26 protein-coding genes are annotated in these 26,302 nt (G+C 65.1%); 12 read left to right on the top strand and 14 right to left on the bottom strand.

The genetic code is table 11. The annotated features are described in order from the left end of the window. Positions 1-23 precede the first annotated feature (23 nt). Genes CKW37_RS06790 through CKW37_RS06810 form a run of 5 tightly spaced genes read right to left on the bottom strand, consistent with a single transcriptional unit; the run spans position 24 to position 4,201 of the window. Entirely contained in the window at positions 24-788 is a 765-nt protein-coding gene (locus CKW37_RS06790; protein ID WP_095154907.1) for an ABC transporter ATP-binding protein, read from the bottom strand. A gap of 10 nt (positions 789-798) precedes the next feature. Further along, on the bottom strand, positions 799-1,914 hold the full coding sequence (locus tag CKW37_RS06795; protein WP_095154908.1) for a succinylglutamate desuccinylase/aspartoacylase family protein: 1,116 nt from the start codon (positions 1,912-1,914) through the stop codon (positions 799-801). 8 nt (positions 1,915-1,922) lie between these two features. Beyond that, positions 1,923-2,633, bottom strand: a complete 711-nt coding sequence (locus CKW37_RS06800) for an ABC transporter permease (RefSeq protein ID WP_095154909.1) — start codon at positions 2,631-2,633, stop codon at positions 1,923-1,925. Next, positions 2,630-3,358 carry an ABC transporter permease gene (locus CKW37_RS06805; RefSeq protein WP_095154910.1) on the bottom strand — a complete coding sequence of 243 codons (729 nt, stop codon included), beginning with the start codon at positions 3,356-3,358 and terminating at the stop codon, positions 2,630-2,632. The genes CKW37_RS06800 and CKW37_RS06805 overlap by 4 nt, the downstream gene beginning before the upstream one ends. A 60-nt stretch (positions 3,359-3,418) precedes the next feature. Further along, positions 3,419-4,201, bottom strand: a complete 783-nt coding sequence (locus tag CKW37_RS06810; protein WP_095154911.1) for a transporter substrate-binding domain-containing protein — start codon at positions 4,199-4,201, stop codon at positions 3,419-3,421. 539 nt (positions 4,202-4,740) lie between these two features. Here CKW37_RS06810 and CKW37_RS06815 point away from each other — a divergent pair. From CKW37_RS06815 to CKW37_RS06845, 7 genes are read left to right on the top strand one after another with little or no spacing between them, the layout of a single operon-like run. Continuing rightward, positions 4,741-6,171 (top strand): FAD-binding oxidoreductase, encoded by a 1,431-nt coding sequence (locus CKW37_RS06815; protein ID WP_095154978.1) that lies wholly within the window; start codon positions 4,741-4,743, stop codon positions 6,169-6,171. Further along, positions 6,168-7,013: an RsmD family RNA methyltransferase gene (locus CKW37_RS06820; protein ID WP_095154912.1), complete on the top strand. Its 846-nt coding sequence runs from the start codon at positions 6,168-6,170 to the stop codon at positions 7,011-7,013. Before CKW37_RS06815 ends, CKW37_RS06820 begins: the two co-directional genes overlap by 4 nt. Then, positions 7,010-8,278: an aminotransferase class I/II-fold pyridoxal phosphate-dependent enzyme gene (locus tag CKW37_RS06825; protein ID WP_095154913.1), complete on the top strand. Its 1,269-nt coding sequence runs from the start codon at positions 7,010-7,012 to the stop codon at positions 8,276-8,278. The genes CKW37_RS06820 and CKW37_RS06825 overlap by 4 nt, the downstream gene beginning before the upstream one ends. A gap of 3 nt (positions 8,279-8,281) precedes the next feature. Further along, the gene (locus tag CKW37_RS06830; protein ID WP_095154914.1) at positions 8,282-8,590 is read left to right on the top strand and encodes a chorismate mutase; all 309 of its coding nucleotides are present in this window, start codon (positions 8,282-8,284) and stop codon (positions 8,588-8,590) included. Between the two features lie 3 nt (positions 8,591-8,593). Further along, the gene (gene pabB, locus CKW37_RS06835; protein WP_095154915.1) at positions 8,594-10,603 is read left to right on the top strand and encodes an aminodeoxychorismate synthase component I; all 2,010 of its coding nucleotides are present in this window, start codon (positions 8,594-8,596) and stop codon (positions 10,601-10,603) included. A gap of 2 nt (positions 10,604-10,605) precedes the next feature. After that, complete coding sequence (locus CKW37_RS06840; protein ID WP_159985228.1) at positions 10,606-11,595, top strand: prephenate dehydrogenase dimerization domain-containing protein; 990 nt, start codon at positions 10,606-10,608, stop codon at positions 11,593-11,595. Next, on the top strand, positions 11,492-12,988 hold the full coding sequence (locus CKW37_RS06845) for an MFS transporter (protein WP_095154917.1): 1,497 nt from the start codon (positions 11,492-11,494) through the stop codon (positions 12,986-12,988). The genes CKW37_RS06840 and CKW37_RS06845 overlap by 104 nt, the downstream gene beginning before the upstream one ends. Here CKW37_RS06845 and CKW37_RS06850 read toward each other — a convergent pair. The 8 genes from CKW37_RS06850 to CKW37_RS06885 form a co-directional block, all read right to left on the bottom strand. Further along, a complete protein-coding gene (locus CKW37_RS06850; protein WP_095154918.1) occupies positions 12,981-14,639 on the bottom strand; it encodes an ATP-dependent DNA ligase in 1,659 nt (552 codons plus the stop codon). The two genes, CKW37_RS06845 and CKW37_RS06850, sit on opposite strands and share 8 nt — an antisense overlap. Further along, complete coding sequence (locus tag CKW37_RS06855) at positions 14,636-15,655, bottom strand: ligase-associated DNA damage response exonuclease (protein ID WP_095154919.1); 1,020 nt, start codon at positions 15,653-15,655, stop codon at positions 14,636-14,638. Before CKW37_RS06855 ends, CKW37_RS06850 begins: the two co-directional genes overlap by 4 nt. Positions 15,656-15,787: 132 nt before the next feature. Further along, positions 15,788-18,220: a penicillin acylase family protein gene (locus CKW37_RS06860; protein ID WP_095154920.1), complete on the bottom strand. Its 2,433-nt coding sequence runs from the start codon at positions 18,218-18,220 to the stop codon at positions 15,788-15,790. Positions 18,221-18,336: 116 nt separating this feature from the next. Next, positions 18,337-18,978, bottom strand: coding sequence for a glutathione binding-like protein (locus tag CKW37_RS06865; RefSeq protein ID WP_095154921.1), 642 nt, complete (start codon positions 18,976-18,978; stop codon positions 18,337-18,339). Between the two features lie 119 nt (positions 18,979-19,097). Beyond that, complete coding sequence (locus CKW37_RS06870) at positions 19,098-19,301, bottom strand: SEC-C metal-binding domain-containing protein (RefSeq protein ID WP_095154922.1); 204 nt, start codon at positions 19,299-19,301, stop codon at positions 19,098-19,100. A gap of 5 nt (positions 19,302-19,306) precedes the next feature. Then, entirely contained in the window at positions 19,307-19,780 is a 474-nt protein-coding gene (locus tag CKW37_RS06875; RefSeq protein ID WP_095154923.1) for an LEA type 2 family protein, read from the bottom strand. Between the two features lie 5 nt (positions 19,781-19,785). Next, entirely contained in the window at positions 19,786-20,262 is a 477-nt protein-coding gene (locus CKW37_RS06880; protein ID WP_095154924.1) for a YchJ family protein, read from the bottom strand. A gap of 4 nt (positions 20,263-20,266) precedes the next feature. Further along, positions 20,267-20,761 carry a DUF6231 family protein gene (locus CKW37_RS06885; RefSeq protein WP_095154925.1) on the bottom strand — a complete coding sequence of 165 codons (495 nt, stop codon included), beginning with the start codon at positions 20,759-20,761 and terminating at the stop codon, positions 20,267-20,269. A 159-nt stretch (positions 20,762-20,920) separates the two neighbouring features. On the opposite strand from CKW37_RS06885, the gene CKW37_RS06890 reads away from it, so the two are divergent. From CKW37_RS06890 to CKW37_RS06905, 4 genes are all read left to right on the top strand, one after another. Further along, positions 20,921-21,619, top strand: a complete 699-nt coding sequence (locus CKW37_RS06890; protein WP_095154926.1) for an OmpA family protein — start codon at positions 20,921-20,923, stop codon at positions 21,617-21,619. Between the two features lie 90 nt (positions 21,620-21,709). Continuing rightward, the gene (locus tag CKW37_RS06895; RefSeq protein ID WP_095154927.1) at positions 21,710-22,429 is read left to right on the top strand and encodes an OmpA family protein; all 720 of its coding nucleotides are present in this window, start codon (positions 21,710-21,712) and stop codon (positions 22,427-22,429) included. Between the two features lie 84 nt (positions 22,430-22,513). After that, on the top strand, positions 22,514-22,789 hold the full coding sequence (locus CKW37_RS06900; protein ID WP_095154928.1) for a DUF1145 domain-containing protein: 276 nt from the start codon (positions 22,514-22,516) through the stop codon (positions 22,787-22,789). Beyond that, complete coding sequence (locus tag CKW37_RS06905) at positions 22,782-23,540, top strand: collagen-like protein (protein WP_095154929.1); 759 nt, start codon at positions 22,782-22,784, stop codon at positions 23,538-23,540. Before CKW37_RS06900 ends, CKW37_RS06905 begins: the two co-directional genes overlap by 8 nt. A 36-nt stretch (positions 23,541-23,576) precedes the next feature. On the opposite strand, the gene CKW37_RS06910 is transcribed toward CKW37_RS06905, so the two are convergent. Further along, positions 23,577-24,041: a CopD family protein gene (locus CKW37_RS06910; protein ID WP_095154930.1), complete on the bottom strand. Its 465-nt coding sequence runs from the start codon at positions 24,039-24,041 to the stop codon at positions 23,577-23,579. Between the two features lie 98 nt (positions 24,042-24,139). On the opposite strand from CKW37_RS06910, the gene dinG reads away from it, so the two are divergent. Continuing rightward, positions 24,140-26,284 carry an ATP-dependent DNA helicase DinG gene (dinG, locus tag CKW37_RS06915; protein WP_095154931.1) on the top strand — a complete coding sequence of 715 codons (2,145 nt, stop codon included), beginning with the start codon at positions 24,140-24,142 and terminating at the stop codon, positions 26,282-26,284. Positions 26,285-26,302 lie beyond the last annotated feature (18 nt).

The following is a 26,302-nucleotide window of genomic DNA, read 5'->3' on the forward strand; positions in this document are numbered from 1 at the left end:
ACCATCGGCCGGACGCATTGGTTTTATTTCAGATTGCCCCGCAGGAACTGCTGCAAGCGCTCGCTCTTCGGTTGGCCGAGCACGTCCGCCGGCGTGCCCTGTTCTTCCACCAGCCCCTGGTGGAGAAACATCACCTGGCTGGAGACCTGACGGGCGAAGGCCATTTCATGGGTGACCATGATCATGGTCCGGCCTTCCTCGGCCAGGCCCTGGATCACCCGCAGTACTTCGCCCACCAGTTCCGGGTCGAGGGCCGAGGTCGGTTCGTCGAACAGCAGCACTTCCGGCTCCATCGCCAACGCGCGGGCAATGGCCACCCGTTGCTGCTGGCCGCCGGACAGAAACGCCGGGTACTGGTCGGCGACTCGCGGCGCCAGGCCGACCTTGTCCAGGTAGCGGCGGGCGCGTTCTTCGGCGTCGTGCTTGCTCACGCCCAGCACGCGGCGTGGCGCCATGCAGATGTTCTCCAGCACGCTGAGGTGGCTCCACAGGTTGAAGTGCTGGAAAACCATGGCCAGCCGCGTGCGCAGGCGCTGCAACTCGTCGGCGTCGGCGACATGCAGGCCATGGCGGTCATGGACCATGCGGATGTCCTTGCCGTCCAGGGTCATGCGCCCGTCGTCGGGTTGTTCGAGGAAGTTGATGCAGCGCAGGAAGGTGCTTTTGCCCGAGCCGCTGGCGCCGATCAGGCTGATGACGTCGCCGGTGTTCGCCTTGAGCGAGACGCCCTTGAGCACCTTGTGGTCGCCGTAGCTCTTGTGAAGGTCTTCGATGGTCAGTTTGTACACGTACAAGCCCTCATGGCGACAGCAGATAACCGCTTCGGTAAGCCTCGCGGCCGGCGACGTGGGCGATGACCATCCCGGCGGTGGCCATGCGCCGCAGCGAACGGGCGTAGAGCAGGCCCGGCTGGACGTTATGCACCGGGGTCACGCGGTCACTGAGCGGGTCGATGACCTCGGCCACCCGTTGTCCGGCTTCCAGGTATTGGCCGGGGCTGACATGAAACACCAGCAACCCGCCCAGCGGCGTGGCGACCGGCTCGACACCGGCCAGCGGCGTGGCCGGATACAGCAGCGGCGGCAACGGCGCCGGCTCGTTGTCGATGGCGCCGAAGTGGGTCAGGTAATCGAGAATGGCCTGGCAGTCGGCCTGGGCCAGCGGATGGCTGACGTCGCCCTGGCCGCGCAGCTCGACGGTGACCGAGAAGCTGCCCATCGGGATCGGGAAATGCTTGCCGAACCGCTGCTGCAATTGCCACCAGACCAGGGTGAAGCACTCATCGAACGACTGCCCGCCGGAGTCGGTGGCCAGCAGGCTGGCCTGCACCCCGAGGTAGCGCGACAGCGGCTCGACCTGCGCCCAGGCTTCCGGCGTGGTGTAGAGGTGTTTCACGGCTTCGAAGTCGCAGTGCAGGTCCAGCACCATATCGGCATCACAGGCCAGCCGTTGCAGGGTCAGGCGCTGGGATTGCAGCGGCGTGTGCGCCGGGTGCCCGGCCAGGGCACGGCGCAGGCTCTCGCGGATCAGCTCGACGTTGTGTTGCGGGTCCTGGTTCAGGTGGCCTTCGATCTGGTCGCCGACCAGGTCGGACAGGTCGACGAAGCGCCGGTTGAAATTCTCGCCGCTCTGCAACTCGTAGCGGCCCAGCGGCACGTCCATCAACACCTGCTCAAGGCCCACCGGGTTGGCCACCGGCACCAGGACGATTTCCTGGCGCAGGCGTCCCTGGCTTTCCAGTTCGGCGAGGCGTTGCTTGAGGTGCCAGGCCACCAGCATGCCGGGCAGTTCGTCGGCGTGCAGCGAGGCCTGGATGTAGATCTTGCCGCCGGCCCGCGGGCCGAAGTGGAAACTGTGGATCTGGCGGGAAATGCCGGGGACCGGGGCCAGAAGGTCGTGGGTCTTGTGGTGCATGAAAAGTCCTAGTGAGCGGGGCCGAGGAAGGCCAGCCAACGCCGCTCGGCGAGGCGGAACAGACCGACCAGGGCGAAGGTGACGCACAGATAGATGATTGCCGCGGTGCCGAACGACTGGAACGTCAGGAAGGTGGCCGAGTTGGCATCCCGGGCCACTTTGAGGATATCGGGCACGGTGGCGGTGAAGGCCACGGTGGTCGAGTGCAGCATCAGGATCACCTCATTGCTGTAGAACGGCAGCGAGCGCCGCAATGCGGACGGCATGATGATGTAAGCATAGAGTTTCCAGCCTTGCAGGCCGTAGGCGCGGGCGGCCTCGATTTCGCCGTGGTTCATCCCGCGGATCGCCCCGGCGAAGATTTCCGTGGTGTAGGCGCAGGTGTTGAGGGCGAAGGCGAGGATGGTGCAGTTCATCGCATCGCGGAAAAACGCATCCAGCAGCGGCTGTTCGCGCACGGCGGCGAGGCTGTAGATGCCGGTGTAGCAAATCAGCAACTGGATATACAACGGCGTGCCGCGGAACAGATAGGTGTAGAACTGCACCGGCCAGCGTACCCAGAAACGCCGCGAAACCCGGGCGATCGACAGCGGGATCGAGACCAGGAAACCGATTGCCAGCGAGGCGCTGAGCAGCCACATGGTCATGGCCAGGCCGGTGATGTGGGTGCCGTCGGTGTAGAGGAAGGCGCGCCAGTATTCCTGTAGCAGTTCGATCATCGCAGGGCCTCCCGGGTGCCGACGTTATAGCGCCGTTCCAGCCAGCGCAGGGCGATGTTCGAGGCACTGGTGATCAACAGGTAGATGAGCGCCGCCACGATCAGGAAAAAGAACAGTTGATAGGTGCTTTTGCCGGCGTCCTGGGCGGCCTTGACCAGATCGGCGAGGCCGATGATCGACACCAGCGCGGTGGCCTTGAGCATCACCATCCAGTTGTTGCCGATGCCCGGCAGGGCGAAGCGCATCATTTGCGGGAAGACCACGAAGCGAAAGCGTTGCATGCGCTTGAGCCCATAGGCCGTGGCCGCCTCGACCTGGCCGCGGGGCACGGCAAGGATCGCGCCGCGAAAGGTCTCGGTGAAATAGGCGCCGTAGATGAAGCCCAGGGTGATGACCCCGGCGGCAAACGGGTCGATCTCGATGTATTCCCATTCCAGGTAGTCGGTGAGGCTGGTGAGCCAGGTTTGCAGGCTGTAGAAAATCAGCAGCATCAGCACCAGGTCAGGCACGCCGCGGATCAGCGTGGTGTAGAGCTGGGCGGGGAGGCGCAGCATGCGCAGTGCCGAGAGCTTGGCGCTGGCGCCGAGCAATCCCAGGCCGACGGCGACCAGCAGCGACATGAAAGACAGTTTCAGGGTCATCCAGGTGCCCTGCCACAACAGTGGGCCGAAGCCCTTCAGGCTGAACGCCGAAAGCCCGAGCAGCGCAAGCAGATCGTCGAACATGAAGCGAACCCTTGGGGTGAAAAAAAGATGCCCATCCGTGGGATGGGCACCGGTTGGCGGTTATTTACCGCTGTAGAGGTTCAGTTCACCGAAGTGCTTCTTCTGGATCTCGGCGTAGGTGCCGTCGGCGTGTAACGCTTTGATACCTTTGTTCAGGAGGTCCTGCAGGTCTTTGTTACCTTTGCGGATACCGACTGCGGTTTTCGACGGCAGCAGTTCGCTGTCCACCGGCTGGCTCACTTCATAGTTGGCGCCTTGCGGCGACTTCAGGAAGCCCAGTTCGGCTTGCAGCATGTCCTGGATCGAGGCATCCAGGCGGCCTGAGATCAGGTCGGAATAGACCTGGTCCTGGTTCTGGTAGGCCTGGGTCTTGACCCCGGCCTTGTCCAGCACGGCCTTGGCGTAGGCTTCCTGAATGGTGCCCTGCTCGTAGCCGACGGTCTTGCCCTTGAGCGAAGCGATATCGGCGCTCAGGCCCGAACCTTTCTTGAAGACGAAGGAGGTAGGGCCGGAGAACAGCTCTTCCGAGAAGTCGATGACCTTCTGCCGCGCTGGCGTCACGGTCATGGACGAAATCACGCCATCAAACTTGTTGGCCTTGAGGCCCGGGATCATCCCGTCGAAATCGCTTTCCACCCACTTGCAGGTGACCTTCAGTTCCTTGCAGATCGCGTTGCCCAGATCGATATCGAAGCCCACCAGCGAGCCATCGGCGGCTTTGGACTCAAACGGCGCATAGGAAGGATCGACGCCAAAACGCAGCTCCTTGTACTCCTTGGCCAGGGCGTTGCCGGCAGCCAGACACAGAGCAACAGCGGAAAGCGTCAGCCATGCTTTTTTCATCGTGTAGTCCTTGAGAAGCAGCGAAATATTGGGGTGGCCGTGCACCGTTACCGGTCGCGGCCCGACATCACAGTGATAGCAAGTTTTGCACCACTCTGACGGATACCTTGTCCTGGAGGCTTTATCCGGGCACCTCGGGCGGTGCCTGTCGTGCGGGGAAAGCGGTTTGGCGGCGGTGTGCGTTTTTCCAGTGCGTGCCTCGCACAGTTCGATCCGCTCAGTGCACTGTCTTGCAGCACGGCGTGGCCGGGTCTCACGTGACTAACTAAAACAGTCTGTATGTTTGAACTGTTTATATCGTGTGCGAAACGGGCGACGGTCATCTCCCAAAGTTCATGCTCGAACCGATTGTTTATTGTCGGCCAGCACAGAGTCTCTTAAGGTCCCCTGTGAAGTGTGCTGCCCAGGCTTGCAGTGTTTTTATTATGTGTGCGAGAGGCCATAAGGCCGATGTGAATGTGCCTCCCGGCTGCGGCTGTTGCCTGCCTGAACACTGGCGGATCTGACTTTATTCTTTGAAATTAATGTTGGAGATGACCATGGTGTACGACGTTGTTGTAGTCGGGAGTGGGGCGATTGGTGGCTCCATTGCATTCGAACTGGCCAGCCGCGGGCTCTCGGTCTGCCGCGTGGGCGAGACCGCCCGGCGCAATGCGGCGTCCCGGGCTGCGGGGGCGATGAATGGCTGTTTCGGTGAGGTGACCAGGACACTGTTGTCTTCGGAGCCTGGTCGCCTGAAGTTGGTCATGGATATACAAGCGAAAAGTCTGTGGGCCGACTGGGAAGAGCGCCTTGCAACGGCCAGCAGCAATAACAAGGGATTACTGGCCGCCTGCGGAACGCATGTAATTCTAAACTCTGCGGGCATGGCGGAAGTTGACAGTGCCAACTACGCCGCCATTGAACAGAGCCTGCGTGATTTTCAGGTATTGCATACTTCGGTGGCGCCGGATGAACTTGAATGGATCAAGGCCAATGATCTGGTCAGGCCGATGCGCGCGCTGTTCATTCCGGATGAAAACGCAATCGATCCCCACCTGCTGCTGGAGAAACTTGATACGGCATTACTGGGAACCGGCGGCACGATCATCGATGCAACGGCCCGCAAGATCCTCGTGGAAGGTGCCGTCGCCACCGGCGTGATGCTGGACGACGGCCGCTCTATCGCGGGAAAACACGTGGTGGTGGCGGCGGGCGTGCAGTCACTGGACCTGTTCGACGAACTGGAGGACGTGGGACGCAAGATTCCGCCGCTGTTCGCCGGCTATGGCGTGTCGCTGCTGTTGCGGCCCAAGGCCGGCCAAAAACTGCCTGAAACCGTGATCCGTACGCCCAATCGCGCCTTCGCCTGTGGCTTGCACTGTCTGCCCCGGGGCGATGACCTGCTCTACCTCGGCGCGACCAATATCCTCGCGGAACAACCGCGCAGCCAGGCCCTGGTTTCCGACGTGCAGTTCCTCCTCGACTGCGCTGTAGACCAGCTCAACCTCGACCTTCATGACGCCGAAATCGTGGATATCCAGGTGGGCAACCGGCCGATCGCCGCCGATGGATTCCCGTTGATAGGGCCGTGCGGATACGACGGCCTGTGGATGGTCACTGGCACCTACCGCGACGGTTTGCACCAGTCGCCATTGTTGGCGGCCTGGGTCGCGGACCAGATCGAGGGCCGCGACAACAAGCTCGACCTGTCGGCCTTCACCCCGTTGCGGGCGCCGCTGCAGGTCGCGTCGCGGGCTGACACCCTCACCGAAACGGTGCGGCAGATGTTCGCCACCGGTTACGAATACCGCTGGGATATCAAGCCCTACTGGATGCCGCTGCTGGATCGCGGCATGAACGAGAACTACACCCGGCTGGTCGAGGCACTGCACCCGAGCTTCACGCCGCCGCCGGAGCTGATTGCCTTCTCCTGGCTGTACCCCTCGATGTTCCAGAGACTGGCCCGTTACTACGAGGCGTGGTCATGACCGCGGCATGGATCGCAGGGCACCGCGCGGCGGCATTGCGTGCCCTGGCCGACGCCGGGGTCTGGGATCCGGGTGCCGACACGGCGGCGCTGGTGGCAAAGCACTTGTACGGCGTCGAATGCTTCGACGAGCAGCGGGTGCAGGCGTTTCGCGCCGATGTGGCGGAGCGCTGCGCGCGCATTCCGCTGGGGCACATACTCGGTTACGCCGATTTCGGCTTCCTGCGCCTGATGGTTGGCAGCGGGACGTTCGTGCCCCGGTGCCAGAGCCTGGCAATGCTGCGCTGGATCGAGCGCAACCTGAGGCTGGATTCCCAATCCTGCGTGTATGACCTGTGTGCCGGAGTCGGAGCGCTGGGGTTGTCGATCTGGTCGGCGTGCGGCGCGAGGGTGACCTGCGTCGAATCTGATCCCACCGCCCAGGCCTATCTGCAGCGCAACATCGGCCGGCTCGGTGCCGAGCGCCACCTCAACCTGATGGCGGCGGACATCACCCAGCCCACCCCCTTCGAACACGACCGCGGGCTGATCGATGTGGTCGTCGCCAACCCGCCTTACGTTGCACCGCACACCGACCTGCTACCGGAGTGGAGTCGTCATCACCCGCCTGGCGCGATTTACGCCCGGGACGAGGGCGCTGAATTGATCGAGGCCTCGGCCCGGCTGGCCAGCACCGTGCTGAAGCCTGCGGGCGCCTTGCTCATCGAGCATGGCGAGGCCCAGGTGGAGCAGGTTGAAACCTTAATGAGGAGGCACGGCTTTCAGTCGATCAGTCATTGCGTGGACGATGACTTCGGCGATGCGACCGGACCCTCCGTTTTCAGCGTAGGGAGAAAGGCATGAATCAATACGGCAAGCACAACACGGGCAAGGGCGACACCTGGATGGGGCTGCGCCATCAACGAACCAGCGATGCACTGGGCACGGCCGCCGCCGGTGGCCTGACCGGATTCGATGTGGTCGCGCGCAAGGGCAAGGAACTGACCCTGGCCGATGGCTCGACCTGCACCGAGTTCGTTTCCTGCTCCTATCTCGGGCTGGAGAGCCACCCGGCGCTGGTCCTGGCTGCCCGGGAGGCGCTGGAGCGGATCGGCATCCACCTGTCGGCCAGCCGCGGGGCGATGAGCCCGGTGTACCTGCGCCAACTGGAACAACTGCTGTCAGAGATCTACGACGGGGCGTCGGTCACGGTCTTCACCTCCACCAGCAATGCCCATCTGGGCGTCCTGCCGCTGCTGGGCAGTGGCGTGATGGAGGGCTATCCCGTTCGCGACAAGGGCGTGATGTGGCTGGTGGATCGCACCGCCCACGCCTCGATGCAGGTCTTGCGCGGGGTGCTGGAGCAGTTTGGCCCGGTATGCCGGGTCGACACCGCGGATATCGACGCCGTCGAAGAGGTGCTGCGTGGCTGCGACCAACAGGGCGTGACACCGGTCCTGCTGATCGACGGCGTGGGCTCGATGTCCGGCCTGCTGCCGGTGGCCCGGCTGAGCGAACGGCTGCGCACCCACGGCGGCTACCTGTACGTCGATGACGCCCACGGCATTTCGATCACCGGACGCCATGGCGCCGGCTACGCCTTCGAGAACCTGGGCCACCGGCTGCCGGCCAACACCCTGATCGCCGGCTCCCTGAGCAAGGCGTTCGGCGGGGCGGGAGGCTTCATCGTACTGCGGCCCGGCTACGACGCCCGGCAACTGCAGGCGCTGGCCAACCCGTTGGTGTTCGGTCACAGCATCGCGGTGCCCATGCTGGCGGCGAACGTGGCGGCTGCGCAGATTCACCTGTCTTCCGATATCCACGCGTTGCAGCAGCGGCTGTGGCGCAACGTCCGGCGGCTGGATGAAAGCGTCGCACAGCCGATGATGAACGCCGACCTGTGTGCGCCGATCCGCGGCGCCCTGTTCGCCAGCGAGCGTCAGGGCGTCACTGCCGCCCGGGCCCTGAGGGCGGCGGGCCTGGTGATGTTTCCGGTGTTCTATCCCATCGTCGAAAGCGGCAAGGCGATGCTGCGCTGCGCGGTGTCCGCCGCCCATACCCCGGCCCAGATCGACACCCTGGCGCTGCAGCTCAACCAGCACCTGAACGCACAGGCCGTGGAGGAATGAACCATGTCGAACGATGCCGCTGTAGTGCTCGGCTCGCACCGGGCGCAACTGGACAGGATCAACGGGCAACTGGTCGATTTGCTGGCAGAGCGAATGCAGCTCTGCCGGAACATCGCCAGGCTGAAATCAGCCCATGGCATTTCGATGATGCAACCGCAGCGCATCAGCTCGACGCTTGAGCTGGTGCGCTCGCTGTCCAGCGCGAGGCAATTGCGCCCGGACTATGTCGACCGGCTGTTCCGTCTGATCATCGATGAAACCTGTGATGAAGAACTGCGGGTCATGGCCAGCGCCGCCAAGGACGAGGGATGAACGATGCGCGTACTGATCATCGACAACCTCGACTCCTTCACCAACAACATCGCCCAGTACCTGTATGAGGTCTGCGGCGAGCACCCGGTGGTGGTGCCCAACACCCACAGCCTGGCGCAACTGGAACTGGACCAGTACGAGGCCGTGGTGCTGTCGCCCGGCCCCGGCCATCCCGGCCGCCCTGGGGATTTCGGTGTGTGCCGGGATGTCCTGGAACATGGCGGTCTCCCGGTGCTGGGCGTGTGCCTCGGGCATCAGGGCATCAACTGCTTTTTCGGCGGGCAGGTGGAGCACGCACCGGCGCCGGTGCACGGTTACAGGACCCGGATCCGGCATGCGGGCAGTGGCCTGTTCGAAGGCATCGAGCAGGACTTCACCGCCGTGCGCTACCACTCGCTGGTGTGCACCGAAGTGCCGGAATCACTGGAGGTGACGGCCCGTTCCGAGTGTGGGCTGGTCATGGCGCTGGCCCATCGGCAGCGCCCGGTCTGGGGCGTGCAGTTTCATCCGGAGTCCATCGACTCGCAGCACGGCAAGCGGCTCTTCGGCAATTTCCTGCGCATGGTGAGGCAGTGCCAGAAAGGCGCTATCGAGAAACAGGTGGCTCATGCCTTGCGCCTGGCGGGCGGCCCGTCGACGCTCGCTCCGGACTACCGGCTGATGGACCCCGCCACCGATCCGCTGGCCACCTTCGAACACCAGTTCGGTGACTGCGTGGCGGCGTTCTGGCTCGACAGCGAGCGGGCCGAGCGCAGCAGGGCGCGCTATTCGCTGATGGGCCGCTGCGATCCCGATTCGGCGCTGGTGTTCAGCTATAACGTCGAGCAACGGCTGCTGACGATCGAAGGGCCGGCGGGGAAGACCGCGCTGGCGGGTGACTTCTTCGATCTGATGGCCGGGGTCACCGCCTCGTTGCGTCCCGAGTGCTGGCCGCAGGCGCCGTTTCCGTTTCGTGGCGGGCTGGCGGGTTATCTGGGGTACGAACTCAAGGCGCTCAATGGTGCTGAAAACCTGCACGTGTCGCCGCTGCCCGACAGCCTGTTGTACCTGCCGAAAAACATGATCGTGTTCGATCATCAGCTTGGCGTTGGTTATCTCTGCCACCTCTGGGGCGAGCGCCTGTCGCTCAAGCCCGTGCCGCCGGTCAGCCGCGCCGCTGCCACCGCATTTTCACCGGGGCCGGTGGCCGAGGCGGCGTTGAACCTCGCCGACGGCTCGACCGCCTACCAGGAAAAAGTCAGGGCCTGCCTGGCGCAAATCACCGAAGGCGAGTCATACGAGATCTGCCTGACCAACCGCGCCCGCATGGTCTGCCCGGATGCGCCGCTGGCGGTCTACACGCGCATGCGTGCTATCAGTCCCGTGCCTTATGGCGCCTATATCGACACCGGCACCTTCGCGATCCTCAGTGCGTCGCCGGAGACCTTCCTGAACATCGATGCCACTGGCCGTATCCGCTCCCGGCCGATCAAGGGCACCCGCCCGCGTGGCAGCAGCCCCTTGGCGGATCAGGCGCTGCGCGACGACCTGGCCGCATCAGCCAAGGACCGTGCCGAGAACCTGATGATCGTCGACCTGGTCCGGCACGACCTCAACGGCATCTGCGTGGCGGGGTCCGTCGAGGTGCCGGACGCCTTTTCGATTGAAAGCTATTCGTCGGTCCACCAACTGGTGTCCACCGTGCAGGGGCAGCTGCGTGCGGGCGTCGATGCGTTTACCGCCATCAAGGCGTGCTTTCCGGGCGGCTCCATGACCGGCGCGCCGAAAGTGCGCACGATGGCTATTATCGACCGGCTCGAGGCCTCCGCCCGTGGCGTTTACTCTGGCGCCCTGGGCTGGATCGGGGTGGACGGCTACACCGAACTGAGTGTGGTCATTCGCACGGCGGTGGTGAAGGACGGCATGGCCACCTTCGGTATCGGCGGGGCGATCGTCGCGGCCTCCGACCCCGCCGACGAAATGGAGGAAACACTGGTGAAGGCGAGCGTTCCGTTTCACAGCATCAAGGGATGAACATGGAAAAAATTCTGATCATTGGCGGCGCGGGCTGCGTCGGCCAGTTCATGGCGGGCCTGCTGGCGGACGCCGGCCATGCGCCGATCATCATCGATCGGGTGGCCGCACCGTCGGGCCTCGATCAGCGGGTCATGGACGCGCTGCTGTTGCCCGAACAGGCGCCGGAACTGCTGCGGGCCGCCACCACGCTGATCATCGCTCTGCCGGAAGAGGCGGCTTTGCAGGTGCTGGAGCGTTACGCCGGTGCCATGCCTGCGTTGCGGGTACTGGTCAATACCTGTTCGGTGCAGACTCCGTTCCAGTTACGCGCCTCCCGGCTGTTTTGCGATGTGCCGTCGCTGGGCCTGAATCCGATGTTTTCGCCGACCCTCGATTGCCGGGGGCGGCCGCTGGTGCTGTGCGAGCGCGGGCGCAGCGAAGCGGGTGAATGGTTCGAGCAACTGCTGGTCGAGCGCGGCATGCTCGTCACCCGCCTGGCCCCCGACGAGCATGACCGCACCTTGGCGGTCTGCCAGACGCTGCCCCATGCGGCGATCCTCGCGTTTGCCGTTGCCCTGCAACACAGTGAGTGCGATCCGGCGCTGATCGCGGCGCTGGCGCCGCCGCCGATGAAAACCCTGCTGAGCCTCGCCGCCCGCATCCTGCAAAACCAGCCCGAGACCTACTGGGATATCCAGAAGCACAACCACAACGCCGCGCGCCAGCGCGAACAACTGGGCAAGGGGCTGGACCTGCTGCATCAGTTCTGCCGGCAAGACACGCCGGAGCATTTCAGCGCCGAACTGGACGCCGTGCGCCGCTACCTCGGCGTCGGGGTCGAACAGTACGGCAAGGCGTGTGCCGGCATTTTCACGTTGTTGAATACACCTCAGGGAGAAGCACTCCATGCAAGAAGCAGCGAGCCCGCTGTACGCGATTCTCGGCAACCGCACGAAAGCACTGGCGTTGCTGGCGATCATGCTGCCCGTTCTACTGGTCACCATCGATAACACCATTCTCAACTTCGCCTTGCCGCGTATTGCCGTGGCGCTCAATCCGTCCGCCGCTGGCCAGTTGTGGATGATCGATGCCTATTCGTTGGTGCTGGCCGGTCTTTTGGTGACCATGGGCGGCACCGGTGACCGGGTCGGTCATCGACGCATGCTGTTCATCGGGTGCGGCGGGTTCGCGCTGGTGTCGCTGCTGCTGTCGCTGTCGGTGCACGCCTGGCAGTTGATTGCCGGACGCGCCTTGCTGGGCGTATTCGGAGCAATGATTTTGCCGGCGACCCTGGCCCTGATCCGCAGTGCCTTCAGCGACCGTGAAGAGCGGCGGGTGGCCGTGGCGGTCTGGGCCACCTGCCTGACCATCGGTTCGGCGCTGGGGCCGTTGCTGGGCGGTGTGCTGTTGCAGTTTTTCGACTGGCCTTCGGTGTTCCTCGTGGCCTTGCCGTTCTTGCTGCCGGTCCTGGTGCTGGCGCCGTCGCTCAGTGAAACGCAACGGCAATCCGGGGGCTCGGCGGATTACCTCAGCATCCTGCTCAGCCTCGGCGCCATGACCGGCGTAATGCTGGCGCTCAAGCACGGCGCGACCACCGGTCTCGACGTCCAGGCCCTGCTCTTGCTGGTGGCCGGTGTGGGCCTGGGCCTGTTGTTCGTGCGGCGGCAGTTTCGACTCGCAGAGCCGCTGCTGGACCTGCGCCTGTTCCGCAACAGCACCTTCAGCGTGTGCATCGCGGTGAACCTGGTGAGCCTGGGGCTGCTGATCGGCTTCATCTTCTTCGCCACGCAACTGCTGCAATTGGTGTTCGGCATGGCGCCGCTGGCCGCCAGCCTGATCCTGGTGCCCGGCCAGGTGCTGGCGATCATCGCCGGCATGGCCGTGGTGCCGTTGGCGCGGAATGTGGCGCCCAACCGGTTGCTGGCGGCCTGCCTGCTGCTCGCGGCGCTGGCGTTCGCGGTGATGGCGCTGGTTCAGGCCAGTGTGGTCAGCGTCTGTGTTGCCTTCGTACTGCTCAATATCAGTGTCGCGGCGATCACCACGGTCTCCAATGACCTCGTGTTGAGTTCGGTCCCCGCCGAGCGTGCGGGCAGTGCATCGTCGGTCAGTGAAACGGCCTATGAGGTGGGCGTGGTGCTGGGCACGACGCTGATCGGTGGCGCGGTCGCGGCGCTGTACCGGTTGTCATTGGTGCTGCCCGAAGGGCTGTCGGACGAGGCGACCCGCGCGGCGGCGACCCTGGGTGGCGCGCGCACGGTCAGCAGCGGCGAGCATGCGGCGGCGCTGTTGCAGGCGGCGGATGCGGCGTTCCGCGAAGGTGTATCGCTCACCAGTGCCGCGGTGGCGCTGACGGTGCTGGCGTTCGCGCTGCTGACTTTGCGCTGCCTGCGTTCGCCTAGCTGAGCAACGCCTGCAATGTCGCCAGGTCATCCGCTTCTTCTACCGGCTTGTCCTGGCGCCAGCGGGCCATGCGCGGGAAACGCACGGCGATGCCGCTCTTGTGGCGGCGGGACAGGGCGATGCCTTCGAAGGCCAGTTCGAAGACCATGCTGGGGGTGACACTGCGCACCGGGCCGAAGGTTTCGATCGTGGTCTTGCGGATGATGGCGTCGACGCTGCGCATCTCGGCGTCGCTGAGCCCGGAATAGGCTTTGGCGAACGGCACCAGGGTGCGCTCCGGCGTGCCGGGCGGGGCGTCCCAGACGGCGAAGGTGTAATCGCTGTAGAGGCTGGCGCGGCGGCCGTGGCCGCGTTGGGCATAGATCAGCACAGCGTCGACGGTGAAGGGGTCGATTTTCCATTTCCACCAGACGCCCATGTCCTTGGTCCGGCCCACGCCGTAGAGGGCATCGCGCGCCTTGAGCATCAGGCCTTCGACGCCGAGGTCGCGGGAGTTTTCGCGCTGGCGGGCGAGGTCGGCCCAGTCGCTGGCGGCGAGCACGGGCGACAGGTGCAGCACCGCGTCCTGGCCCTGCTCGACCACGGTTTCCAGTTGGCGCCGGCGCTCATGCTGCGGACGGCTGCGCCAGTCTTCGCCCTGCCACTCCAGCAGGTCGTAGGCGAGCAGGGCCACCGGCGCGTCGGTCAGCAGTTTCTTGCCGAGGGTCTTGCGGCCGATCCGTTGCTGCAACAGGGCGAACGGCTGGACGGCGATAGCGTCGGCCTGGGTATCCGGCTTCCACACCACGATTTCGCCGTCGAGCACCGTGCCGTCGGGCAGGCTCGCGGCCAGCGTGTGGAGTTCGGGAAAACGTTCGGTGACCAGTTCCTCGCCCCGCGACCAGACCCACAATTGGCCGTCGCGCTTGACCAGTTGTGCGCGGATGCCGTCCCACTTCCATTCCGCCTGCCAGTCGCTGACCGGCCCGAGCAGGGCGTCGAACTGCTCCACCGGTTGTTGCAGGGCGTGGGCGAGGAAGAAGGGATAAGGCTGGCCGCCGCGCTGGGCATGCTCGTCGGCGGACGCCGGGGCGATCAGCGCGCGGTAGCTGTCCGCCGTGGGGCGGTGACTGAGGTCGGTGTAGCCGACCATTCTCTGGGCTACTTGCTTGGCGTCGAGGCCGGCCAGTTGCGCCAGGGCGCGGGTGACCAGCAGCTTCGACACGCCAACGCGGAAACTGCCGGTGATCAGTTTCAGGCACACCAGCAGGCTGTTGCGGTCCAGTTGCGCCCAGAGCTGCGGCAGGCGTTGCGACAGGGTTTCCGCTGGCAGGCCGCGCAGCGGCAGCAGTTCGTCCTCGACCCAGTGCGCCAGGCCCGCGTCGCTGCTGTGTTCGACCTCCGGCAAGAGCAGGGAGAAGGTCTCGGCCAGGTCACCCACGGCCTGATAACTTTCCTCGAACAGCCATTCGGGCAGTGCCGCGAGGCGGGTGGCGATGTCGCGCAGCAGGCGAGTGGGCACCAATTGCCGGGGACGACCGCCGGCGAGAAAGTACACCGCCCAGGCGGCGTCCCGCGCTGGCGCCTGACTGAAGTAGTCCTGCAGGGCTTGCAACTTGGCGTTGCTGGAGGTGGTGGCGTCCAGGCGCAGGTAGAGCTCGGCGAAGGCTTTCATGCCTCGGCCTGCGCTGCGGTCGGCGCGTCGTCTTCGTCGCCGTATTCGGTGACGAAGGGGCGGGCGTCGAGACCCTGTTCGCTGAGATAGCGCACCAGCACACCGACCGAACCATGGGTGACCATCACCCGCTGCGCCCCCGTCTCGGCGATGGCCCAGAGCAGTCCCGGCCAGTCGGCGTGGTCGGACAGTACGAAGCCGCGATCGACCCCGCGCCGCCGCCGGGTGCCGCGCAGGCGCATCCAGCCGCTGGCGAAGGCGTCGCTGTAATCGCCGAAACGGCGCATCCAGGTGCTGCCGCCCGCCGAGGGCGGGGCAATGATCAGGGCCTGGCGCAGCAGCGGGTCGTTGCGCGGAATATCGCCGGCGTATTGCGTCGGCGGCAGATGGATGCCGGCCTCGCGGTAGACCCGGTTGAGCGGTTCGACCGAGCCGTGGGCGAGGATCGGCCCGAGGCTGGCATCGATGCCGTGGAGGATGCGCTGTGCCTTGCCGAAGGCGTAGCAGAACAACACGCTGGCCTTGCCGCGGGTCTGGTTGCCGCGCCACCACTCATTGATTTCGCTGAACACCTCGGCCTGCGGCTGCCAGCGGTAGATCGGCAGGCCGAAGGTGGATTCGGTGATGAAGGTGTGGCAGCGCACCGGCTCGAACGGCGCGCAGGTGCCATCGGCCTCGACCTTGTAGTCCCCCGACGCGACCCAGATTTCGCCCTGGTATTCCAGGCGTACCTGGGCCGAGCCGAGGACATGGCCGGCGGGGTGGAAACTGAGGGTGACACCGTGGTGCGACAGGCGTTCGTGGTAGGGCAGGGTTTGCAGATTGATCTCGGCGCCGAGGCGGGCTCGCAGGATCCCGGCGCCGGGGGCGGCGCACAGGTAATGGCGGTTGCCGGTGCGCGCATGGTCGCCGTGGCCATGGGTGATGATCGCCCGTTCCACCGGGCGCCAGGGATCGATATAGAAATCACCGGGCGGGCAGTAGAGGCCTTCGGGGCGGGCGATGACAAGGTCCATGGCAGGGCTGCTGGTGGAGGGCTTGTATCGGTAGAGCGGTTACTGGGTGGGGAAGTTCGGTGTTTTTGAGGGCCTTATCGCTGATTTGTCGGGGGACCGAACCGCAGCGATAAGGCCCTCAAGGCCGATAAATTACTTCCCTGGCACCAAGGTCAGGCGCTTGTTGCCATACGCCCGTTCAAAGTTCTGCGTCTGCAGCGGCACGCTCTGGTACTGCCCGCGGAACCACGCATCCAGGCCGTTGGCGAACTGCGGGCTGGCCGGGTTGCCGGACTGGCCGCTGCTGGTGAGCAATTGCAGCGGCTCGACCTGGCCGAAGTCCACCACCATGCGTACTGCCGGGCCGAGGCTGGCCTTGAAGTCCTGGCCCCAGGCATAGGCCGACGGGTTCAGGGTGCTGTGGTCGCCGCCCACCGCTTGCGCCCGTCGGCTGAGGTTGTCGCCCAAACCATGCAGGTTGGCCGTCGGCCATTGGTACTGGTGCAGCTTGCCCCACTGCCAGGTCTTGCGGTCGGCACCGAGTTGCTGTTCACCGGCACTGATCGCCGCGGCCAGGCTGCGGGCAATGATGGTCGGTTTGTCCTCTTTTGCCGGGGTCGTGAGGTCATCCCAGAACGGACTGTCGTCGCGGCCCAGCAGGTGGTCGGCCTGGGCCGAGTAGGACAGCCGCGCATTGGCGACGAACGCCTGCCACGCCGGGCTCGACTCCGGGCCGAGTTCGTCGAGGAAGGTCAGCCGGGTGCTTTCCTGGAGGAACAGCTCGTACACCGCGGCATCGGCGGAGGTCTGGCTCAGGCGGCCATCGAAAGCCATCAGGCGGGTGTACGCCTCGCGGGCGCGGGCCTTCTGCTCGGCGGGCAGGCTGTCGATGGCCTTTTTCAGCGGCTGGGCCATGCCCGGTGCTTCGAACATGGCCTTGAGTTTGCCGGCGAACAGCGTGGTCTGATCGTTCTGCATGGCGATCACGCTGCGGCTGTCGTGCTTGCCGTTGCCGGCCAGTTGCGCCAGGCGCTCGGCGCGCTCCGGGTACGACCAGCTATTGGACAACTGCATGCCGTAGCCACGCGGTGCGCTGCGCTGGTTGGCGTTGCCGATCCAGCCTTGCAGCGGGTCCTGGTCGTACGGATGGAGCATGGCGTCGGCGTAGCCGTCCCAGTCGTAGCGGCTGTCCCAGCCCGGCGAGGGCAGCAGGCCCTGGCCTTCGCGGCGGTTGGGGTAGCGGCCGGTGACTTGCCAGCCGATGTTGCTGGCATCGGCGAACACCATGTTCAGCGCCGCGGCGCCGATCTCGCGGCTGGCGTCGAAGGCGCGCTCGACGTTCTGCGCCCGCGACAGGTCGAAGAACGCGTCGAGGCTCTTGTCGCCCTTGAGGTCGGGCATGCGCAGCGCCAGGCCGAGGCCGCCCTTGTCGCCGGTGAGCAGAGCGCCGTGGCCGGTTTCGTAGATAACTTCGCGCTGCGGGCGCTGGCCCTTGACGAAGAAGGTTTCGTTACGCGCCCGCGCCGGCTGCCAGCGGCCGTCCACTTCATAGAGCAACTGGCTGCCCTGGCGGCGCAGTTTTTCCAGGTACAGGTCCTGGTTGTCGCCCATGGCCGCGCTGCCGCTCCAGGCCAGCTTGCCGTTGAAGCCGGCGAGCACGAAAGGCAGGCCGGGCAGGCTGAAGCCGGCTGCCTGGTACTTGGTGGTGCGGATCTGCACCGGGCTCAGCACCCAGCCGCCCTGGCTGTCGCTGGCCAGCAGGCTGCGGCCGCTGCGGCTGCGCTGTGGGCCGAGGGCCCAGTTGGCCGAGTTGGCATTGCCGAGCACGTTGAACGCCGCGAGTTGCGCGCTGACCGCCGCCACCGGCGCCAGGCCGGTCAACTGGCTGGTGAGGTTCAGGCCCTTGAGCTTGTCGGCCTCGGCCTCCGGCAGCGGTTCGTCCGGGTAGTTGGGCAGCAGCCAGGCCAGTTTGTCGGCACCGACTTTCTGCGCCAGGGTCAGGGCGGCAATTTCTTCTTGCAGGTTCACCGACTGGCTGAAGCTGTAGAGGGCGAAGACCAGCGCCGAGTCTTCGGCTTTCCAGTACTCCGGGCGGTAGCCGGCCAGCGGCGACGGCAGTTTTTCGCGATAGCGGAACAGGTAGGCGTTGACGCCGCGGGCATAGACCTCGAAGAAGCGCTTCAGGCGCGGCGAGGCGTCGGCATAGAGCTGGGTGGCGCTCTGACGGAGGTTGGTGGCGCGCATGAAACGGTCGATGTCCAGCGCCTCGGCGCCGGCCATCTCGGAAAGTCGACCCTGGGCCAGCAGGCGCATGCCGAGCATCTGGCCGATGCGGTCGGAGGCGTGCACGTAGCCGAGGCTGAACAGGGCGTCATGGAAGGAGCTGCTTTCGATCAGCGGCATGCCCTGGGTATTGCGCCGTACCGAAACGTTCTGCGCCAGGCCCTTGAGCGGCTCGACCCCGACGGTCGGTGGCACGCTGTCGCGAACGTTGCCCATCTGGCAACCACCCAGGCTGAGCAGCCCGAGTGCGGCCGCGGCGACGCCGAACCGAAGACGTGAAAGGGGAAAGGCTGGCGAGGCCATGGCAAGGCTCCTGCAAGGGGGGGGCGGCTGAAAGGCGCTACGTTAGTGAGCGCGATGGCCCCGTGCAAGCGGGGGCGCGGGCTTTATTTGCAAAGCGCCGCGCCGGTGACGCGGGCTTATGGCTGCGGCGGGTTGATCTTTTCCACCAGGGCGTAGGCGCGCTGGGTGGCGGGACGGGCCTGAATGCGCTCGAACCAGCCTTTAAGGGCCGGGAAGTTGTCGAGATCCTGCCCCTGCCATTTGTGCGGGACGATCCACGGGTAGATCGCCATGTCGGCAATGCTGTACGCCTCGCCGGCGACGAACGGTCGGTCTTCCAGGCGCTTGTTCAGCACCCCGTAGAGCCGCGCGGTCTCGTCGACATAGCGCTTGATGGCGTAGGGGATCTTTTCCGGCGCGAAGCGGTTGAAATGGTGGTTCTGCCCGGCCATCGGGCCGAGGCCGCCCATCTGCCAGAACAGCCATTGCAGGGCTTCCTGGCGCCCGCGCAGGTCTTGCGGAATGAACTGGCCGGTTTTTTCGGCGAGGTACAGCAGGATGGCCCCGGATTCGAACAGCGACAGGGGCTGGCCGTCGGCGGTGTCGTTGTCGACGATGGCCGGAATGCGGTTGTTGGGGGCGATTTTCAGGAAGTCGGCGGCGAATTGCTCGCCTTTGCCGATGTTGATCGGGTGGATCCGGTACGGAAGGCCGGTCTCCTCAAGAAACAGGCTGATCTTGTGGCCGTTGGGGGTGGTCCAGTAGTACAGATCGATCATGAGGCGCTCCATCAGGAAACGGCAGCATGGTGCATGCTGCCGTCGTTCTGCCGCGCTCGGGCGCAGCGGTCGGCGTTATGGATATCACAAAGCGCGACCGCTGTTACAGGAAGTCACACTCAGGCGCCGTGGCACTTCTTGAATTTTTTCTCGCTGCCGCAGGGGCAAGGGTCGTTACGGCCGACATCTTTCAACGTGTTGCGCACCGGCTCCTGGGGCGCATGGTTGCAGTGCGGACCGTGCACATGGCCGTGGTCGTGATCGTGGTGATGGTCGTGATCATGATTGCAATCAGGGCCGTGAACGTGGGGTTGCTGGGTCATCTGGGTTACTCCGGGACAAAATCGCCGGGAATTATCTCACCACTGCGGGACAAGTGCAGGTCGCGGGTGAAGAATAATCCGGTGCGCAGGGTGCCTTCGAGGCGGTAGTGCAGCGGTCGGTGGGTGCGCAGCATCTTCGCCAGCGGTTTCAGGTGCTGCCAGAGGTTGGTTCGCACCTCGACCTGGACGGTGCGCCGGCCGTGGGCGTCGATCCGCAGCCACTGGCCGTCGTCGCCCTCGGCCAGCAACAGCTCGTTGAGCCGTACCGCGTAGCTCAGGCCGCGAACCTGCAAGGCGCTGTCGTTGGGGTTGTCGATACGAAAGTGAAGGATGAAGCGCTGCTGCATCAGCCGCGCCTTGACCGTTTCCACCTTGATCAGGTGCACCTCGGGATCGCGGAAGTCGCTGTCCAGCCAACTGGCGCAGCCTGTCAGGCTCAGCAGGAGCATGAGCACTGACAGACGGGCCAGACGGCGCATGGTCGCTATCCGCCTACATAACTGGAACAGCACTTCTTGAATTTCTGCCCGCTGGCGCAGGGGCAGGCGTCGTTGCGGCCGGCCTTGAGGCCGACGGTCGGGTCGATGAAGTGCCAGTGGCCCTGGTTCTGCACGAAGGCCGAACGCTCGCGGTGGCTGTGTTCGCCATCAGCGTCATGCCAGCGCGCGGTGAAGGTGACGAAAGCGTGCTCGGGCTGGCCGCCGAAGACCTCCGCCGATTCCACTTCCAGCCCCAGCCAGGTGCTTTGCGCACTCCAGGCGGCGATGGCCGGGCGGTCGAGGCCGGCCTGTTGCACCGGCAGGGTGGTTTTCACCAGATAGTCCACCAGGCCCAACACATAGGCGCTGTAGCGCGAACGCATCAGCGTTTGGGCGTCCGGGGCGGGTTGCCCGGCGTGATAGTGCCCGCAGCAGGTATCCAACAGGTTGCCGCTGCCGCAGGGACAAACCGAAACACTCATCGCGTCACCACCAGTACTTGCCGAAGTTTTGCGGATTGGCCCAGAACTTGGCGTTGAGCCAGTCGGGTACCTGTTTATAGTCACGCAGATCGTAGCTGAACAGGCCGAGGACCTGGTCATCACGCTGGAAACGCTCGTTGGCCTGCAGCGCCAGCGAGTAGAAATCAGTGTCTTCCCAGCCGCTGGCGGCGAGGTCGGCCAGCACGGCGATGCGGCTGGCGTTGAGGTTGCGGATGCCGCCCACCAGTTCAAGGCCATTGCGCTTGGGCAAGTGCTCCAGGCAGTCCACCAGCAGCGCCAGGTCGTAGCGCTTGCCCGCCAGTTCCGCTGGCAGCGGGCCGGGCGCGGCGACGTCGATGCTGGCCTGCGGGTGCGCCGCGGCGAAGGCTTCCAGGGCGGGGAAGCGGGTGCCCACCAACAACAGGCGTTGCGGGGCGTGGTGTTCCAATAGCGCGGCCAGGGCCTGTTGCGGCGTGCGCGAAGAAAAGCTCTCGGTCATCGAAGGTCCTCATCTGATCCGCCAAGACTAGCGGGCCACGGCGCCAAGGCAAAGGGGCGCGGTGGTTGCGTCATGGCTTATTGCTGGCGGAGATGGACGCTGCGGTCTTTACTCCCAGAGCATCGGTTTTGCACCGAATCCTCCTGGGAGATGCAACAAATGAGCATAGTTCGCACAGCTTTACCTCTGGTTCTGCTAGCCAGCGTATTGACTGGTTGTGCAGGTTTGCAAAAAACCGACTGGCCGAAATGTGCAGCCGTCGGAGGCGTCGGTGGCGCCGCATTGGGCGCGATCGAGAGCAGCAGTTGGGCCGGTTGGGGCGCATTGGTGGGCGGCACCATGGCCGCGGCTTATTGCTATGTCCATGGTGATGGCGATGAAGACGGCGATGGCGTGCCGGACAGCCGCGACAAGTGCCCAGGCACTCCGCGTGGTGTCCAGGTCGATGCCAACGGCTGCCCGCCAGAGCCTGTGCCGGTCGCGGTGGTCGAAGAAGTGGTGGTGGTGAAGGAAGAGACCATCGTGATCCGTGACATCCACTTCGAGTTCGATTCGGCCAAGCTGACCGCGGCTGACAAGTCCCGCCTGAACACCATCGCCACTCGCCTGAAACAGGAAGCGCCAAGCGCCCGGCTGAGCGTGACCGGGCACACCGACAGCGTCGGCTCGGACGCCTACAACCAGAAACTCTCCGAGCGCCGGGCGCATTCGGTGACCGAGTACCTGATCGAAACCGGCGTGCCACGCGCCAGCTTCGTTTCGGTGCGCGGTGCCGGTGAAAGCCAGCCTGAAGCCGACAACCGCACCGCGGACGGCCGGGCACAGAACCGCCGCACGGAAATCCGCATCGAGCGTTGAAGCCTCGCGGCCCGTGGCTTGTGAAGTGCCACGGGCCGGTCTTTACTCCTGTGTGCTGGTAATAGCCAGTAACACAGGAGGCATTCCCCCATGACCGCACTTACCAGAGCCGCGCTTCCCGTGTTGTTGGCGGCCGGCTTGCTTTCCGGTTGCGCGACCCACAGCGATGGAAGCGCACCGCTCAATCAACGGACCTGGCCGCTGTGCAGCCTGCTCGGCGGCCTGGTAGGCGGTGGCCTCGGTGCCATCGAAAGCTCGGCATGGGCAGCCGGCGGTGGTGCCGCCGGTGCCATTGCCGGCGGCCTGATCTGCTTCGCCCATGACGGCGACGAAGACGGCGACGGCGTGTTCGACCGCCGTGACCGCTGCCCGGACACCCCGGCCAATACCCCGGTCAGCCACAACGGCTGCCCGCTGCCGCAGTACCCGGTATCGGAAAAAGTCGCCGAGCCTGAGCCGGTGCAGGAAGTCATCACCCTCAGTGACCAGGGCAATGTGCTGTTCGCCTTCGACTCGGCCGAATTGATGCCGGCCGCGCAGCAGCAACTGCAAGCGCTGGTCGAGCGCCTGAGTAACCCGGCGGTGACCCGCATCCGCGTGGTCGGGCACACCGACAGCAAGGGCACCGACGCCTATAACCAGAGCCTCTCCGAGCGCCGCGCCAGCGCCGCCGCCGAGTACCTCATCAACCAGGGCGTATCGCCGCAGAAAGTCACCAGCCAGGGGCGCGGCGAAAGCGAGCCGGTCGCAGACAATGAAACCGACGCTGGCCGTGCGCAGAATCGCCGGGTAGAGCTGCACCTCAATTGATCGGCGCGGCGTCAGCCGTTATGGTGGCAGTCTGTCTCCTGGCGGACCGCCACGGCTGACGCGAACCCTTCAGGAGGCAAGGCTATGAAAGGCTTTCTCGGCTTGTTCAAGGCGCTGACAGTGGTGTTCTGGTGGGTGGTGCTGGTGAATCTGCTGATTCCCGCGCAACCGCCGTTCCACCAGTTGATCAACCTGGCCGGCGCCTCACTGCTGGGGCTTCATCTGCTCGAAATCCTGTTCTTCAACGGTCGCCTGCGCCAGCGCAGCCACCGCTGGTTCGACCGCCTGCAGATTCTGCTGGTGGGCATCTTCCATATCCTCTCCATCCCCGCACCTCCCAAGGAAGCCAAGCATGCGTAAGCTGATGCTGTTGACCGCGTTGTTCAGCCCGCTGAGCATGGCCGATGCCCTGAGCGTTGCACCGCATTCGGTGCTGCGCCTGGCAAACAAGGCCAGTGTCGTTCACCTGGAGCGCCTCGATGTGGCGGATTCCGCCACCTTGCTGCTGCCGTCCAGTCTGGTGGAGCTGAAAGTCGATCAACTGACACTCGGCCGCGATGCACGAATTGCCGTGGTGCCGGCCCAGGACACCCTGCGTATCGAGGCGGGCAGCGCGCAGCTCGCCGAAGGCAGCCAGATCGCCGCCCATGGCGCGCCGGGGACGTATGAAAAGCCGGCACAGTCAGGCCGTAACCTGGACCTGCGGCTGAACCGTTTGCAGGCACCGCTGCTGTCCATCGACGCCCGCGGTGGCGCCGGTGCGCCGGGCTACGTCGGCCTCGATGGCGCCAACGGCAAGGCTGGTGGTTGCACCTGGGGCCAGGCCAGCCGTGGCGCCAATGGTGACAACGGCGGCAATGGTCATGACGGTGCTCCCGGTGGCCGGGTGCGCCTGAGCCTGCCGGCGGATTATCCGGCGGAGCAGATCAAGGTGCGTCTGGACGGCGGCGCGCCAGGTGCGCCGGGCGTTGCCGGCAAACCGGGGCAGGGCGGGGCGAGCAAAGGCTGCCTGGTCTATCGCACCGATGGCGGTGCCGACGGGCGTCCCGGCGCCGCTGGCCAGCCTGGGCTGGCCGGGTCGCCGGGTGAGTTGAGCGTGCAGCGGCTGTAACGCGTGGTGTGAGGGGCGGCGGCGTTGCCGCGGCCCTCAGAACGACAACCGCGACGCCGCCACCACGATTACCGCAATCCCCAGCAACAGATTGATCCCCACCATGCGCCGGATGCGACCCATCACACCGGCGCCCGCTGCCCAGTCGCCAGCCTCGACGGCCTTGCGCAGCTCAGGCAGCAACAGGCTCTGCACCCGCATGAACAGGGCGAACATGGCGATGGCACCGCCCATCATCACCTGCACATGGCGCGGCGCATGGTCGAAGCCGGAATAGTGCATGTGCAGCATGCCCACGCCACTGACTGCCAGGACCAGCACGGCGATCCACACCCAACTGAAAAAACGCGGAAACACTTCCAGCCACAACTGCAGCCGGGGCGGGCCTTCGAGGACCGTGGCGGCCGCCGGGCGCAGGATCATCCAGGCGAAGAACATGCCGCCGACCCAGACCATGGCGGCCAGGACATGCAGGCTGTAGGGAAGGGCGTAGGCGGTCATCGGGCACTCCATTCGGCGCAAAGGGCAATAGCGGGGTATGATAGCCGGCCCACTCGAAACACTGAAAATTTATCCAGCCTTTTGGGCGCCCCGAGACCATGATCAGTAACGAACTCAAGTCCCAGATTCAGGGCGCCTACTCCCGTTTTCTCGAAGCCAAGAGCCTCAAACCGCGTTATGGCCAGCGCCTGATGATCGCCGAAGTGGCGAAGGTGCTCGGCGACATCGACTGCGACGACGAAGGTCGGCGCTCTGGCGACCCGGCCGTGGTGGCGGTCGAGGCCGGCACCGGTACCGGCAAGACCGTGGCCTACAGCCTGGCGTCGATCCCCGCGGCCAAGGCCGCTGGCAAGCGCCTGGTCATCGCTACGGCGACCGTCGCCCTGCAGGAGCAGATCGTCTTCAAGGACCTGCCCGACCTGATGCGCAACAGCGGCCTGAATTTCAGCTTCGCCCTGGCCAAGGGGCGCGGCCGTTACCTGTGTCTGTCCAAGCTCGACCTGCTGTTGCAGGAAGGCCACGCGCAGAGCGCCACGGCGCAGTTGTTCGAGGAAGAAGGCTTCAAGATCGAGGTCGATGAAGTCAGCCAGAAGCTGTTCAACAGCATGATCGAGAAGCTTGCCGGCAACCGCTGGGACGGTGATCGCGACAGTTGGCCCATGGCCCTGGAAGACAAGGACTGGATGCGGGTCACCACCGACCACAGCCAGTGCACCGGCCGCCACTGCCCCAACTTCGGCCAGTGCACCTTCTATAAAGCACGCGAGGGCATGGGCAAGGTCGATGTGATCGTCACCAACCACGACATGGTCCTCGCCGACCTGGCCCTGGGCGGCGGCGCGGTGTTGCCCGATCCGCGCGACACCATCTATGTCTTCGACGAAGGCCATCACCTGCCGGACAAGGCCATCGGCCATTTCGCCCATTACAGCCGCCTGCGCTCCACCGCCGACTGGCTGGAACAGACCGCGAAGAACCTGACCAAGTTGCTGGCCCAGAACCCGCTGCCGGGTGACCTCGGCAAGTTCATCGAGCAGGTGCCGGAGCTGGCCCGGGAGATCAAGAATCAGCAGCAATTCATGTTCAGCGCCTGCGAGCAGGTCGCCGATTTCCGTCCCAGCGATGACCTGGAAGGCCGCGAGCGGCCTCGGCATCGCTTCGTCGGCGGTGTGATTCCGGAGCATATCCGCGAGATCGGCATCGAACTGAAGAAGGGCTTTTCCCGTCTCAACGACCTGTTCTCCCGCCTCACCGACCTGCTCAAGGAAGGCATGGATGGCGAGGTCAATATCGGCATCGCCAGCCACCAGGCCGAGGAGTGGTACCCGCTGTTCGGCACCTTGCTGACCCGCGCTCAGGGCAACTGGGAACTGTGGACCGCCTTCACCGCCGAAGACCCGGAAGACAGCCCGCCGATGGCGCGCTGGCTGACATTGGCCGAGAGCGGCGCGCTGTTCGACATCGAAGTCAACGCCAGCCCGATCCTCGCCGCCGAGATGCTCCGGCGCAATCTGTGGAGCGTCGCCCACGGCGCCCTGGTGACCTCGGCGACACTCACCGCGCTGGGCACCTTCGACCGTTTCCGCATGCGTTCCGGTTTGCCGCGGGCGGCGGTCACCACGGTGGTGCCGAGCCCGTTCCACCACGTCGATGCCGGCGTGCTGCGGGTGCCGGACCTGCGCGCCGACCCGCGAGACGCCGCCGCCCACACCGCGGCGATCATCCGCGACCTGCCGGAACTGGTGGAAGGTTCGCGGGGTTCGCTGGTGCTGTTCTCTTCGCGCAAACAGATGCAGGACGTGTTCGACGGCCTGGACCGCGACTGGCGCAAACAGGTGTTCATCCAGGGCAACCTGTCCAAGCAGGAAACCTTGAACAAGCACAAGGCGCGGGTCGATGGCGGTGATTCCAGCGTGCTCTTCGGCCTCGCCAGCTTCGCCGAAGGGGTCGACTTGCCGGGTGCCTATTGCGAGCACGTGGTGATCGCCAAGATCCCCTTCGCCGTGCCGGATGACCCGGTAGAAGCGGCGTTGGCCGAATGGATCGAGGCGCGCGGCGGCAACCCGTTCATGGAAATCGCCGTGCCGGATGCGTCGCTGAAACTGATCCAGGCCTGCGGTCGCCTGCTACGGACCGAAGAGGACCGCGGAATCATCACCCTGCTTGACCGCCGCGTGGTCACCCAACGCTACGGCAAGGCTATTCTTAACGCGCTGCCGCCGTTTCGTCGGGAAATTTCCTGAGGCCAATCGCTGCGCTTC

Origin of the sequence: Pseudomonas sp. Irchel 3E13 (assembly GCF_900187455.1) — a bacterium.
In the GTDB taxonomy this organism is placed as follows: domain Bacteria; phylum Pseudomonadota; class Gammaproteobacteria; order Pseudomonadales; family Pseudomonadaceae; genus Aquipseudomonas.